General features: G+C 68.5%; 11 protein-coding genes and 1 tRNA gene. 3 read left to right on the top strand and 9 right to left on the bottom strand.

Annotation, left to right across the window (positions count from 1 at the left end):
- Nucleotides 1–78: 78 nt before the first annotated feature.
- Entirely contained in the window at nt 79–1071 is a 993-nt protein-coding gene (locus tag A4X17_RS05520) for a LacI family DNA-binding transcriptional regulator (RefSeq protein WP_064294668.1), read from the top strand.
- 249 nt (nt 1072–1320) lie between these two features.
- Nucleotides 1321–1665, top strand: coding sequence for an ATP-binding protein (locus tag A4X17_RS05515; RefSeq protein WP_064294667.1), 345 nt, complete (start codon nt 1321–1323; stop codon nt 1663–1665).
- Nucleotides 1666–1715: 50 nt separating this feature from the next.
- Here the strand turns inward: A4X17_RS05515 and A4X17_RS05510 are convergent, their stop codons facing one another.
- Nucleotides 1716–2684 (bottom strand): aldo/keto reductase, encoded by a 969-nt coding sequence (locus A4X17_RS05510; RefSeq protein ID WP_064294666.1) that lies wholly within the window; start codon nt 2682–2684, stop codon nt 1716–1718.
- Nucleotides 2685–2701: 17 nt separating this feature from the next.
- The gene (locus tag A4X17_RS05505) at nt 2702–3571 is read right to left on the bottom strand and encodes a helix-turn-helix transcriptional regulator (RefSeq protein ID WP_064294665.1); all 870 of its coding nucleotides are present in this window, start codon (nt 3569–3571) and stop codon (nt 2702–2704) included.
- A gap of 188 nt (nt 3572–3759) precedes the next feature.
- On the opposite strand from A4X17_RS05505, the gene A4X17_RS05500 reads away from it, so the two are divergent.
- Nucleotides 3760–5184: an MFS transporter gene (locus A4X17_RS05500; RefSeq protein ID WP_082915944.1), complete on the top strand. Its 1425-nt coding sequence runs from the start codon at nt 3760–3762 to the stop codon at nt 5182–5184.
- Nucleotides 5185–5206: 22 nt separating this feature from the next.
- Here the strand turns inward: A4X17_RS05500 and A4X17_RS05495 are convergent, their stop codons facing one another.
- The 7 genes from A4X17_RS05495 to topA form a co-directional block, all read right to left on the bottom strand.
- On the bottom strand, nt 5207–5713 hold the full coding sequence (locus tag A4X17_RS05495; RefSeq protein ID WP_064294664.1) for a DUF6301 family protein: 507 nt from the start codon (nt 5711–5713) through the stop codon (nt 5207–5209).
- Between the two features lie 114 nt (nt 5714–5827).
- Nucleotides 5828–5903: transfer RNA gene (locus A4X17_RS05490), tRNA-Thr, on the bottom strand.
- 35 nt (nt 5904–5938) lie between these two features.
- Nucleotides 5939–6574 (bottom strand): TetR/AcrR family transcriptional regulator, encoded by a 636-nt coding sequence (locus tag A4X17_RS05485; RefSeq protein ID WP_175117477.1) that lies wholly within the window; start codon nt 6572–6574, stop codon nt 5939–5941.
- A gap of 19 nt (nt 6575–6593) precedes the next feature.
- A complete protein-coding gene (locus A4X17_RS05480) occupies nt 6594–8219 on the bottom strand; it encodes an alpha/beta hydrolase (RefSeq protein WP_082915943.1) in 1626 nt (541 codons plus the stop codon).
- A gap of 9 nt (nt 8220–8228) precedes the next feature.
- Nucleotides 8229–9362 (bottom strand): DNA polymerase III subunit delta', encoded by a 1134-nt coding sequence (locus A4X17_RS05475; protein WP_064294662.1) that lies wholly within the window; start codon nt 9360–9362, stop codon nt 8229–8231.
- Nucleotides 9363–9615: 253 nt separating this feature from the next.
- Entirely contained in the window at nt 9616–10251 is a 636-nt protein-coding gene (gene tmk / locus A4X17_RS05470) for a dTMP kinase (protein ID WP_064294661.1), read from the bottom strand.
- Nucleotides 10248–13145, bottom strand: coding sequence for a type I DNA topoisomerase (gene topA / locus A4X17_RS05465; protein ID WP_255376689.1), 2898 nt, complete (start codon nt 13143–13145; stop codon nt 10248–10250). Before topA ends, tmk begins: the two co-directional genes overlap by 4 nt.
- Between the last annotated feature and the right edge of the window lie 93 nt (nt 13146–13238).

Here is a 13238-nt window from a genome sequence, read left to right as displayed (position 1 = left end):
TATGCTGAGCGGAAACGCCTCTCGCTCGGCGGTGCCCGAGCAAGAGTGGTGAGCGGCGACACCAGGAAAGGCTGGGCTGTGACGACCTACAAGGACATTCAGCGGGCCACGGGCCTCTCGCTCGCGACGATCTCGAAGTACTACAACGGGCGCAACGTCCTCGAAGCCAACCGGGACGCCATTCAGACGGCCGCGCGCGAGCTGGGGTTCCGGCCGAACCAGAACGCCCGATCGTTGCGCTCACGGCGATCGAGGACCGTCGGCGTCCTGCTTCCGGCGATCAACAACGACTTCCACCTCACGATTGTCGCCGGCGTCGAGGAAGCGCTCCGCCCGAGAGGGTTCAGCGTCATCGTGGCAGCCAGCCCTGATCCGGCCGACGACTCCGTCAACCTGCTCATGGATCGGATGGTCGACGGGATCATCGCGGTGACACCGCCACATGACGTTCCGGCTCTCCGCGCCGCCGCTTCGCAGGTCCCGGTCGTCATGGTGGACTGGCACATCGACGACGTGCATGCCGACGGCGTCTTCCTCGACAACATCGCGGCGGGCGCGCTCGGGGCGCGCCACCTGCTCGACCATGGTCACCGCCGCATCGGCTTCGTCGGCGGCGAATCGACGATCTCCTCGATGCGACTGCGCACGGAGGGCTTCGAGACGGCGCTGTTCACGCAAGGGATCCAGGCCGACCCGGCGCTCGAACGCTTCGTGCCGCTGACGGTCGACGCCGGATACCGAGCCACCCAGGAACTGCTCGCACGATACCCCCGTCCCACGGGGCTCTTCGCGGCGAACTACGAACTCACCCTCGGCGCGGTCACCGCGATCAACGATTCGGGTCTCCGCATCGGCCGCGACATCTCGGTGGTGGGGTTCGACAGCCGCGAACTGGCACAAGCGCTCGTCCCGAAACTGACGGTCATCGTGCAACCGACCCGCAAGATCGCCAAGCACGCCGCGCGCCTCATCGCAGACCACATCGAGGCCGGCGAACGCCCGGCCCCAACGGTCAAGTACCTTGAGGCGCACCTCATCCCTGGCTCCTCGGTGTCCCGCGTCGACGACTGAGCTGTACCTTCGTCTCCGACCTCGGTCCCGATGTCCGAGCTCGGGCCCGGTCTCCTGCCCGTAGGACGGGTTCAGGGAGTGCACGTGGGGGCGGCTGACGGCTCCGGTCGTTCCTCGGCTCACCACATCGAGCAGCCCCGCTCGGCATCGACACGTCGCCCGAGCCAATCCAGGCTCAGCCCCGTCGACCTCAGTGCCATCGTCCTGGAGGCGGCCGACGAGCGATGACGGATCGGCCTCCCCGACGGTGTGGATCTGCGCACGGCTGCCGTGCCGACGCTGCAGCTGGTCGGTGATCGAGCACGCCTCCGGGAGTTGCTCTCGATCATGCTCGACAACGCGGTGACCTTCACCCGCGTCACCGACACGGGGATCGGCATCCCGGCGGACGAACTCACCCGGGTCTTCGAACGGTTCCACCGAGCCGGGAACGTGCGCGAGGAGACGATCCGCGGCTCAGGCCTCGGACTCACCATCGCCAGATCCATCGCGCACGCGCACCGCGGCACGATCGAGGCCTTCGCCACCGGAGACCCCGGAACGACCTTCATCGTCCGACTCCCGCTGGCCCGCCGGAACCGCTCGGCCGGCTGACACCGCCGACGAGGCGTCTCAGTCGCCGAGGCAACCGGGTCGAGCAAGGGTCACCACCAGAAGGGCGCTTGCGTCACGTAGGGCGATTCGAGCCTGGCGACCTCGTCGTCCGTCAGCTGCACGTCCAGTGCGGCGGCGGCATCCGTGAGGTGTGCCGGTTTGGTGGCACCGATGATGGGAGCTGCGACCGTCGGGTTCCGCAGGACCCAGGCCAGTGCGACCTGCGCCATCGGGATGCCTCGCTCGACCGCGATCTCCTCGACGGCGTCGATGATCGGGCCGTCGGCGTCCGTGTCGAACGCCTTCGCCACCTCATCGATGTTCGAGCGGTCCGTGGCTGCACCGCGCGGACGGGCGAGCCGTCCTTTACCGTTCGGCGAGTACGGCGTGAGGCCGACGCCGGTGTCCGCACACATCGGGATCATCTCCCGTTCCTCTTCGCGTTTCAGCAGGTTGTACTGGTTCTCCATCGCGACGAAGGGTGTCAGCCCGTGGACCGCTGCGGCCGTCTGCAGCTTCGCGAACTGCCAGGCGTACATGGAGGAGGCGCCGAGGTAGCGCACCTTCCCCGCGCGGACGATGTCGTCGAGCGCTTGCATCGTCTCCTCGACCGGGGTCTCCTCGTCGAAGCGGTGGACGTAATACACGTCGATGTGGTCGGTCCCGAGTCGTCGCAACGAGGCGTCGACCTGTTCGAGGATGGCCGTTCGGGAGAGTCCCGATCCCCCGGGCCCGTCATGCATCGTCCCCGAGACCTTCGTCGCGAGGACGATGTCCTCACGGCGGCTGAACCGCGTGATCGCGCGTCCGACGTACTGCTCGCCGCTGCCCTGTTGGTAGACGTTCGCGGTGTCCCAGAACGTGATCCCCAGCTCGACCGCCTGCCGGAAGAACGGCGCTGACGCCGCTTCGTCCAGGGTCCAACGGTGGAGTCCGCGGTTCGGATCGCCGTAGGTCATGCAGCCGAGCGCGAGGCGGCTGACGCGGAGTCCGGTCGCTCCGAGGCGGGTGTACTCCATGCTTGGTGCTCCTTGCTTCAGTGTTGGGGCGAGGGGTGTTCGGAGGTGGCCGCCCAGCTGGCGAGGAGTTTGAGTGACTCTTCGCTCGGTGAGCCGGGTTCGGCGCTGTAGATCAAGAAGTTCAGGCCGGGCTGGTCCATCGGCTCCATCGCCTCGTAGATCATGCGGAGCTCGCCGACGACCGGATGATGGAACACCTTCTCGCCGGACGTGTGATGGCGGACGTTGTGCGCGCCCCAACGGACGCGGAACTCCTCGCTGCGCGTGGACAGCTCACCCACCAGGTCCTGCATGGCCCGATCGTGCGGGTTGCGCCCCGCCTCGGTGCGGAGGATCGCGACGTTGATGTCGGCCGAGGTCGACCAGCTCGGGTAGAACGCCTCCGCGAGGTCGCGGTGCAGGAACACGAACCGAGCCAGGTTCACCGGGCGCTCCGGGAGCGCGTAGAGGTCGGCGTACAGCGCGCGGAAGAGTGCGTTCTCGGCGAGCACGTCCATCCGGCCGTTCCGGACGAACGCCGGGCCTGCGGTGATGGAGTCGAGGGCGAGTTGCATACCGGGCCGCACGCCGGCCGGCGCAGACCGTCGGCGGGCCCTGATCGGCGATTCGTTCGCCGCCCGAGCGAGGTCCGTGAGGTGGGAACGCTCCGCGTCGTCCAACCGCAGTGCGGTGCCGATCGCGTCGAGGACCGCCTCCGACACCCCCGAGAGGTTCCCGCGCTCGAGACGCGAGTAGTACTCGACGCTCACTCCGGCGAGCATCGCGACCTCGGTGCGGCGCAGCCCCGGGACGCGTCGGTTCGTTCCGCCAGGCAGCTCCACCTGCTCGGGCGCGAGCCGGTCCCTGCGAGTCGTCAGGAACTCGCGCACCTCGTCTCGATTGTCCATGCCGACAACGATAGGACTCGGCCTCCGGTGCTGGGGTGTTCCCGCAGGACACCCATCCTCGGCCTTGTGGAGGCAGTCCGAGCAGGCGGGCAGCGTCTCACGTGCTCGCGCCGCCGTGAGACGTGCCGCCGTGAGACGTGCCCTGGCGGAGTATCCCTGCTTCGCCGCCGGTGGTGTGTGATCGAGGGATGCAGATCGACCACGGGAACGGGGCAGCACACCGCGTGTCATCGCCGACCTCGGACGATGGCCTCGCCGACCGTGAAGGCCGGACGCCGCGACAACGCCTGACGCTGCTGCTGGCTGCGCTCGGGTTCTTCCTGATCACCCTCGACATCCTCATCGTCACCATCGCGCTCACCAGCATCGCGCGAGACCTCGGCGGAACGACGGCATCGCTGCAGTGGGTGATCGACGCCTACACCGTGCTGTTCGCGGCCCTCCTGCTCCTCGCCGGCAACCTCTCGGAGCGGTTCGGCGCGAAGCGGGCGTTCGGCGTCGGCATCACCGTCTTCCTCGTCACGTCGATCGCGTGTGCGGTGGCCCCGTCGATCGGTGTCCTCATCGCCGCTCGAGCCCTGCAGGGCGCTGGTGCGGCGTTGATGCTGCCGGCGTCCATGGCGCTCATCCGTGAGGCGTTCCCGGGAGGTCGCGAGCGCGCTCGCGCCCTGGGTGTCTGGGCGGTCGGCGGCGCGGTCGCCACCGCACTCGGGCCGGTCCTCGGTGGCGCGTTGACGACGCTCGACTGGCGACTGGTGTTCGCGATCAACCTGCCCGTCTGCATCATGATGATCATCCTGCTCCGGACGGTCGCGTCATCCCCCTCACGGCCGGAGCCATTCGACTGGGCCGGACAGTTCGTCTGGCTCATCGCGGCGACGGCGCTGGTGTTCGGACTCATCGAGGGCGGGGCGGACGGGTTCGCCAGTCCCGTCGTGGTCGCCAGCCTCGGTGTCGCGCCGGTCGGTATCGTCGGCTTCCTCGTCATCCAGGCCAGGGGCGCGCACCCGATGATGCCGTTGGATCTGTTCCGATCGAGCGGTATGCGCATCGCCCTCGCCGTCGGATTCGCGTTCATGGTGAGCAACTTCGGGACGGTGTTCGTCCTGAGTCTGTTCCTGCAGCAGCAGCTCCGACTGCCTCCGCTACTCGCGGGACTCGTGTTCCTCCCGTCGGCCCTCTTCGCCGTCGTCGGCAACATCGTCAGTGGCACCGTCGCCAACCGGTTCGGGGTGCGCGTCCCGATCGTGTCGGGGTTGCTCCTCATGGTGGTCGGGCTCGTCGGCACCGTCGCCACCGCGAACCTGGGGTCGCCGATCTGGGTGGGCCTGTTCGCTTGCTTCACCGCCGCGGGAGGTTCCGTGGCGATGCCGCCGGTGACCTCCGTGGTCCTCGCGAGCGTGCCGGCATCGCGTGCCGGCACCGCAAGTGCGGTGTTCAACACCTTCCGCCAACTCGGCGGTGCGGTCGCCATCGCAGTCTTCGGCGCGCTCCTCACGGGCTCGACGGGCTTCGTCGCCGGGCTGCAACTCAGCCTCGTCATCGCCGCGGCGCTCATCCTTCTCACCGCGATCGCGAGCGTGTTCATCAGGCCGGCGGCCGGGTCGTCATGACGCCGCAGTCGACCAAACGCGATCAGTCAGTGTCGTCGTCAGCGCCCGGCGTGCGGCCGGGATCGATGCGCAGCCGCTCCTCGCTCCGCTCCACGTCCGCGAACCGCTGCCCCTCGACGACGAGGAGCACCTTCTTGGGAACCGTCTTGAGCCAGATCCTGCCGCCGCTCGCCAGTTCCCAGTACGGGTCGCCGGCCTGGGAGCCGGAGGACTGACCAAGGTGCCCGCTCAGCGCCGACTGCAACTCCTGAGCGGCACTCCGCAGCGCGCCGGGGTCGTCGCTCTTGTCGGAGACCGCGATCACGACCTGGGCGATCGCTTCATCTGCGACGAGCGAACGAACGGTCGGCAGGTTCACGGGATACCCGGAACGGTGCTGGACACCGCTCGACGTCTCCAGTTTGAGCTGCCACCCGAGACGCTCCGCAAGCGCCTTGAAATCGTCGCGACCCAGCGGCCATGACACCAATGCGAAGGCTTTGCTGACGGCATCGATCTGTGCGTTCGTGGCTCTGGCGAGTGCACCCATCAGCTCATCCTACGGCTGTCTCCGCACCGGATTCGGCGGCGGACGAGGAAGCGCCCCGAAAACCAGAACAGCCGCTGACCTGGGTGATCCAGGGCAACGGCCGGGTGAAGCTGATGGAGCCGCCCAAGGGAATCGAACCCTTGACCTTCTCATTACGAGTGAGATGCTCTGCCGACTGAGCTAGGGCGGCGCGTGCGCTGGTCGCCCGGCGCACGAGTATCCATGTTAGCGCAGCTTTTGGACCGTCGTGTACAGCTCGGCGAAAGAACGACGGATCCGCTCGGCGAGGGACCCTGGCGTCGGCGCATCGGCCCAGCAACGCCACGCGTGGCGCAGGCCGGCGAAGCCCACCATCGTCACCATCCAGCAGCGGTCGAACAGCGCCTCGGCGTCCTCCGCGAGCGTCGGGTCGTCGTTCAACACCCGGCGCTCGACGACCTTGTAGAGGCCCTCCTCGAAGCCGCGCATGCTCGCGATCCGCGCACCCAGCAGGTGCGGGTGGTCGCGCAGCACGTCCTTGCGGAGATGGTGGATCTCGACGTCCTCGTCGGCGTCACCGACAGTCCTGGCCAGGAGCTCCCCCAGATCGGTGAGCACGTCGGTGGCAGGCCCCGCGGTCAGGAAGGCGTGCAGGGCGTCGCCGTCAGGGATCAGCGGGATGTCGCCGATCAGCGCTTCCTCCTTCGTCCCGAAGTAGTTGAAGAAGGTCCGCGGCGAGACCTCCGCCCGACGACTCACCTCCTCGACCGTCACGTTCTCGAGCCCCTGCTCACTCGCAAGCGTCAGCACCGCGTGCTGGATCGCCCGACGCGTCGCGAGCCGCTTCCGCTCGCGGAGCCCGAGTTCAGCCGGCGCCGTCATGGTCATCAGGATCCCGCCGTCAACTGCACATCGGGTCCTTCGACGGCACCGTGCCGTCGATGAGGTACTGGTCGACTGCCTGGTTCACGCAGTCGCTGCCCTTGTTGTAGCCGGTGTGACCCTCACCCTTGTAGGTGATCAGCTGACCCTTGTCGAGCTGCTCCGCGAGGTTCTGCGCCCAGACGTACGGCGTGGCCGGGTCGTTCGTCGTCCCGACGACGAGGATCGGCGCAGCACCCTTCGCGTGGATCTCCCCACGCTCGGTCCGCGTCTGGTACGGCCAGTTGGCGCAGAACGTGTCGCCGTAGGCCATGTACTCGCCGATCACGGGAGCCGCCTCCTCCAGCTGCTTCGCCTCGTCGGCCATCTTCGTCTTGTCGTCGTCGTAGCTGTAGTCGAGGCAGTTGATCGCGTTGAAGGCCTCGGTCTGGTTGTCGGCGTACTTGCCGGACTCGTTGCGACCGTTGTAGCCGTCGGCGAACTGGAAGGCGATGTCGGTCCCGCCCTGCATGACCTCGTCGAACATCTGGCTGAGGTACGGCCAGGCATCGGCCTGGTACAGCGGGTAGATGATCGCCGTGAGCAGCGTGTTGCCGCCCAGCTCACGTCCGTCGTCGCCGGGGATCGGGTTCGCGTCGACCTCGTCGAGGAGCGTCTTGATCTCGGTCATCGCGCTGTCGACGGAGCCCTTGAACGGGCAGTCCTTGCCCGTCATGCAGTCCTCGAGGTAGGCGCGCAGAGCACTCTCGAAGCCCTTGGCCTGCTCCTTGACGACCTCGAAGTTCGACGTCGACGGGTCGATCGCGCCGTCGAGCACGAGGCGCCCGACGTTCTTCGGGAAGAGCTCCGCGTACGTCGCTCCGAGGAACGTGCCGTACGAGTACCCGAGGTAGTAGAGCTGCTTGTCGCCGACGGCGGCGCGCAGCATGTCGAGGTCCTTCGCGGCGCTCTGCGTGTCGACGAACTCGAGCATCTTGCCCGTCTCCTCCGCACACGCGTCGCCGAAGTCCTTCGCGGCCTTCTCGTTCGCGGCGATCCACTCGTCGGAACCGCGCTTCCCCGGCGTGACGTCGTACAGGTAGGCGTCCATCTCCGAGTCGGTCAGACATTTCACCGGCGTCGACTTCCCGACACCGCGGGGGTCGAAGCCGACGACGTCGAAGTTCTCCTGGAGGTCCTTGTCGACCGCGAAATCGAGGCTGTCGGCGACGAGGCTGTAACCGGAACCACCCGGGCCGCCGGGGTTCATGAAGAGCGAGCCGATCGGCTTGCCGTTCGTGGCCTGGTGCCGCACGAGCGCCAGGGAGAGTTCGCCGTCGGAGGGGTTGTCCCAGTCGATGGGCGCCTTCGCCGTGGCGCACTCGAAGCCGTCGGCACAGCCGCTGGTCTTCCAGTCGAGTTTCTGCTCGTAGAAGGGCTTCAGCTCGGCGTCGACGTCGCTCGTCGCCGGCGAGGAGGACGACGTCGTCGGCTCGGCGGCCTTCGGCGGCAGGAAGGCGGTTACGCACCCGCTCAGGGTGAGCGCCGCGACCGCGAGACCGGCCACCAGGGCGACCCGCGCCGTACGGCGCGCACCGGGACCCCTGCGACGGGGCGCACCGGTCGATCCCGTCGAGTCCGACGGCTGCTGCCTGGGCGAAGTCACAGAGGCTCCCTACCGGACCGCCGACACGAGCATGGCCTCCAAGGCCAGCGCCGGGGCGACGTTCCCTTCGATTCGTGTGCGGGCGACGGAGATCGCCTCCAAGGTTTCGATCGTAACCGCAGGCGTCGTCCGGCGAGCGGCTTCCTCGAGTTCCGGACGCAATTCACGGTTGATGATCGTGGCGTCGTGCCCCAGCTGCAGGAGCACGATGTCGCGGTACAGCGAGAGCAGGTCGACCATGATCCGGTCGAGGCCGTCGCGCAGGCTGCGGGTGGCGCGCCGCTTCTGGTCCTCCTCCATCGCCCGCACCTGCGAGCGGAGGGCCGGCGGGACCGATTGACCGGGCTCGACGCCGAGCGAGCGCAGGGTGCTCTCCCGCTCGGCCTCGTCGCGCAGCGAGGTGTACGCCTTCGCATCGTCGCCCGCCAGCTCGAGGAGGCGGCCAGCGGTGACGACCGCCTGGCCGGCGCTCCGGATGTCGAGCACGGCACGGAGCGTGGACTCACGGCGCTGCCGCGCGCCGGGGTCGGTCGCGAGGCGGTGGGCCATGCCGACGTGGCTCTGCGCCTCGCGGGCGGCGCGTTCGGCGAGCTCGGGCGCCACGCCGTCCCGCCGTTCCAGCAGCTCGGCGACGTCGTCGATGGTGGGGACGCCGAGGCGGACCGAGCGGACGCGCGACCGGATGGTGGGCAACAGGTCGGCCTCGCTCGGCGCGCACAGCACCCAGATCGTGCTACTCGGCGGTTCCTCGAGCGACTTCAGCAGCAGGTTGGAGGTGCGCTCGGTCATGCGGTCGGCGTCCTCGACGACCATGACGCGGAAGCGACCGACGGACGGCGCGCGGTAGGCGTTCCGGACGAGGTCGCGGACCTCGTCGATCGTGATGATCACGCGATCGGTGCTCAGCGCGGAGAGGTCGGGGTGGGTGCGCGCCTCCACCTGACGACGGGTGACGTCGTCGCCCCCGGGCTCGCGGCTGAGGAGCGCGGCGGCGAAGGCGTAGGCGAGGGTCGACCGGCCGGAACCGGGCGGCCCGGTGATGAGCCAGGCGTGGGTGAGGCCCTTGGGCGTGATCGGGTCCGACGCCGACTGGAGGAGCTCGATCGCGTCGCGTTGACCCGTCAAGTCGGTCCAGGAAGCCATGCGACTACGATACCGGGCGGTACCGACGTGAGCCGGCGGGGTCAGTGCCGGTCACCGAGCCGACCCACCGGTCACTGAGCTGCTCCACCGGTCACTGAGCTGCTCCACCGGTCATTGAGCTTGTCGAAGTGCCGACCCTTCACGCTCGCCCTTCGACAGGCTCAGGGACCGGAAGGGCATGCGCACGAAGACCGGAAGGGCGCGCGCTCCGGGACCGGAAGGGCGCGGGCTCAGGGACCGGGAAGGTGTGCGCTCAGAGGAGCGGCGCGATGCGGGCCTGGATGTCGGCTGCCAGTCGCTCGGGCGGGAGCGCGGCGTCGACGACGAGGAACCGCTCGGGCTCCGCGGCCGCGAGGGCGAGGAACGACTCCCGCACCCGGGTGTGGAAGTCCTGCGCCTCGGCCTCGAGCCGGTCGAACCGCTTGTTGGCGTTGTCGAGACGGCCGCGGGCGACGGCGACGTCCAAGTCGAGCAAGACGGTCACGTCGGGCAGGAGGTCCTCGGCGGCCCAGAGCGAGATGTCGCGGATCTGCTGGGCGTCGAGCACGCGTCCGCTGCCCTGATAGGCGACCGACGAGTCCAGGTACCGGTCCTGCAGGACGACCTCGCCCCTCGCGAGAGCTGGGCGCACGACGGTGGTGATGTGGTGTGCGCGGTCCGCCGCGTAGAGCAGGGCCTCGGCACGTGGGCTGATGTCGCCTCGGTGATGCAACACGATCTCGCGGATCTCGACACCGAGCTCACTCCCGCCCGGCTCGCGGGTCCGGACGACCGTCCGCCCCTGCTGCTCGAACCAGTCGCTCAGGAGTCGCGCTTGCGTCGACTTCCCGACGCCGTCGCCGCCCTCGAGGGTGATGAACAGGCCCCGAGGGCGTCCTCCCTCGCTCACGTGACGGCGTCGGCCTTCGCCGCAGCCGCCTTGTTCGCGGCGCGCGTCGCGGCAGCCTTCTTCGCCGCTTCCGAACGGGCGGTCGACGTGGCCGTCGCGGACTTCGTGGCCGTCGCCTTGGCGGTCCCCGTCTTCGCGGCGGCGGTCTTCTTGGCCGGAGCCTTCTTCGCGGGTGCCTTCTTCGCGGGAGCCTTGCGACCGGCCTTCGGCTTCGCCGGGCCCTTCGCACGCTTGTCCGCCAGGAGCTGGACCGCTCGCTCGAAGTCGACGTCCTCGACCTGCTCGCCGCGAGGGATCGTCGCGTTGGTCACGCCGTCCGTCACGTACGCGCCGAAGCGGCCGTCCTTGATCTTGATCGGCTTCCCGCTCTCGGGGTCGGCCTCGAACTCCTTGAGGGCGCTCGACGCCTTCCTGGCTCCGTACTTGGGCTGGGCGAACAGCTCGACGGCACCGGCGAGGTCGACCGCGAAGATGTCGTCCTCGGAGGTGAGCGACCGGGTGTCGGTCCCCTTCTTGAGGTAGGGACCGTAGCGACCGTTCTGCGCGAGGATCTCCTCGCCCGACTCGGGGTCGGCGCCGACGACACGCGGCAGGTCGAGGAGCTTGAGCGCGGTCTCCAGGTCGATGGTCGCGAGGTCCATCGACTTGAAGAGCGATGCGGTGCGCGGCTTCTCGGCCGCCGCCTTCTTCTTGGCGGGAGCCTTCTTCTTGGCACCCGCTGCGAGCTCGGTCACCTCGCCGGTCGCCGTGTCGACGGAGAGCTCCGCCTCGGGCTCCGGGTCGACCTCGGTGATGTACGGGCCGAAGCGTCCGTCCTTCGCGACGATCTCCTTACCGGTCGTCGGGTTCACGCCGATGACGCGATCGCCGACGACGGGTGCGTCGATGAGCTCGTGCGCCTTCGCGGGCGTCAGTTCATCGGGCGCGAGGTCCTCGGGCAGGTTGACTCGACGCGGTGTCGGGGCTTCCTCTCCCTCGGCCGGCGGCGGACCGTCGGGCGTGACCTCGAGGTACGGGCCGTACTTGCCGATGCGGAGCGTGACCCCGTCGTCGATGACGATCGAGTTGATGCGGCGGGCGTCGATGTCGCCGAGGTTGTCGATGACCTGACGCAGGCCGCGACCCGAGTCGTCGCCGAAGTAGAAGCCCTTGAGCCAGTCGACGCGGTCGACCGAGCCGCCGGCGATCCGGTCGAGGTCGTTCTCCATCTCAGCGGTGAAGTCGTACTCGACGAGCTCCTCGAAGTACTCCTCCAGGAGACGGACGACGCTGAACGCCACCCAGCTGGGGATGAGCGCCTGGCCGCGCTGCGTCACGTAGCCGCGGTCGATGATCGTGGAGATGATCGATGCGAAGGTGGACGGTCGGCCGATGCCGAGCTCCTCGAGTCGCTTCACCAGGCTGGCCTCGGTGTAGCGCGGGGGCGGCGAGGTCTCGTGCCCCTTCGCCTCCGGGTCCTCGATGCCGAGCTGCTGGCCTTCGGTGAGGGGCGGCAACTTCGCCTCGGACGCGTCGTCCTGCGAGTTGCGGTCCTCGTCCTGGCCTTCTTCGTAGGCGGCGAGGAAGCCGCGGAAGGTGATGACGGTGCCGGACGCGGTGAACTCGGCGCGGCCCACGTCGGTCTTCGACTCGAGCGTGATCGTCGCGGTCGAGCCCTTCGCGTCGGCCATCTGGCTTGCGACGGTGCGCTTCCAGATCAGGTCGTACAGCTTGAAGTCGTTGCCGCGGAGGGTCGATGCGAGCGAGGACGGCGTGCGGAACGTGTCGCCCGAGGGACGGATCGCCTCGTGCGCCTCCTGCGCGTTCTTGCTCTTGCCGCTGTAGAGGCGCGGCTTGTCGGGCACCGTCTCGGCGCCGTAGAGCGCAGCAGCCTGCTTCCGAGCCGCGTCGATCGCCTGCTTGCTCAACGACGGCGAGTCGGTACGCATGTACGTGATGTAGCCGTTCTCGTACAACGACTGCGCGACACTCATCGTCTGGCGAGCGGAGAACCGGAGCTTGCGACCGGCCTCCTGCTGGAGCGTGGAGGTCGTGAAGGGAGCCGCCGGACGGCGGGAGTACGGCTTGGACTCGACGGAGAGGACGGTCGCCTTCGATTGCTCGAGTGCTGCGGCGAGCGCCGTGGCCCGCTGTTCGTCGAGCGGGACGGCACTGCCCTTGAGCTGTCCGAGGTCGTCGAAGTCGCGGCCGGTGGCGACGCGGTCGCCGTCGAGCCGAACGAGCCGTGCGGTGAAGGGCGCTCCGGTGGCGCCGGCTTCGGGGAGGAAGCGGGCGATGACGTCCCAGTAGGAGGCGGCGCGGAAGGCGAGGCGCTCGCGCTCCCGGTCGACGACGAGTCGGGTGGCGGCGGACTGCACGCGTCCGGCGCTCAGTCCGGGGCCGACCTTGCGCCAGAGCACGGGTGAGATCTCGTACCCGTAGAGACGGTCGAGGATCCGGCGGGTCTCCTGGGCGTCGACGAGGTCGGTGTCGAGGGGCCGCGTCTTGTCCTTCGCGGCGAGGATGGCGTCCTTGGTGATCTCGTGGAAGACCATGCGACTGACGGGGACCTTGGGCTGCAGGACCTGCAGGAGGTGCCACGCGATGGCTTCGCCTTCGCGGTCCTCATCAGTCGCGAGGAGGAGTTCGTCAGCGTTCTTGAGTGCGCGCTTGAGGTCCGCGACGGTCTTCTTCTTCGCGTCGGAGACGACGTAGTACGGCTCGAAGCCGTTGTCGACGTCGACCGAGAACTTGCCGAGCGAGCCCTTCTTGAGCTCGGCGGGAAGGTTCTTCGGCTCGATGAGGTCGCGGATGTGACCGACCGAGGACAGCACCTCGTAGTCGTCACCGAGATATCCGGCGATCGACTTCATCTTGGTCGGTGACTCTACGATCACGAGTTTCTTGCCTGCCACGAGGCTCCTTCCATCAGGCACACCATACACACGTGCACAGCAGGCTTGTCCAATCGTGGGGCGGCCACGCGCGTGTCCAACCCCTTGCGTTCT

The organism is Plantibacter sp. H53 (genome assembly GCF_001650455.1).
In the GTDB taxonomy this organism is placed as follows: Bacteria; Actinomycetota; Actinomycetes; order Actinomycetales; family Microbacteriaceae; genus Plantibacter; species Plantibacter flavus_A.
The sequence above is the reverse complement of the archived record's forward strand: the minus strand, read 5'-3'. Positions and strand labels throughout refer to the sequence as shown.

Excerpts from the sequence above, each read along its gene's own strand:
- A4X17_RS05485 (WP_175117477.1), bottom strand. The coding sequence starts at position 6,574 with ATGACGGCGCCGGCTGAACTCGGGCTCCGCGAGCGGAAGCGGCTCGCG.
- A4X17_RS05505 (WP_064294665.1), bottom strand. The coding sequence starts at position 3,571 with ATGGACAATCGAGACGAGGTGCGCGAGTTCCTGACGACTCGCAGGGAC.
- A4X17_RS05495 (WP_064294664.1), bottom strand. The coding sequence starts at position 5,713 with ATGGGTGCACTCGCCAGAGCCACGAACGCACAGATCGATGCCGTCAGC.
- A4X17_RS05475 (WP_064294662.1), bottom strand. The coding sequence starts at position 9,362 with ATGGCTTCCTGGACCGACTTGACGGGTCAACGCGACGCGATCGAGCTC.
- A4X17_RS05500 (WP_082915944.1), top strand. The coding sequence starts at position 3,760 with ATGCAGATCGACCACGGGAACGGGGCAGCACACCGCGTGTCATCGCCG.
- A4X17_RS05510 (WP_064294666.1), bottom strand. The coding sequence starts at position 2,684 with ATGGAGTACACCCGCCTCGGAGCGACCGGACTCCGCGTCAGCCGCCTC.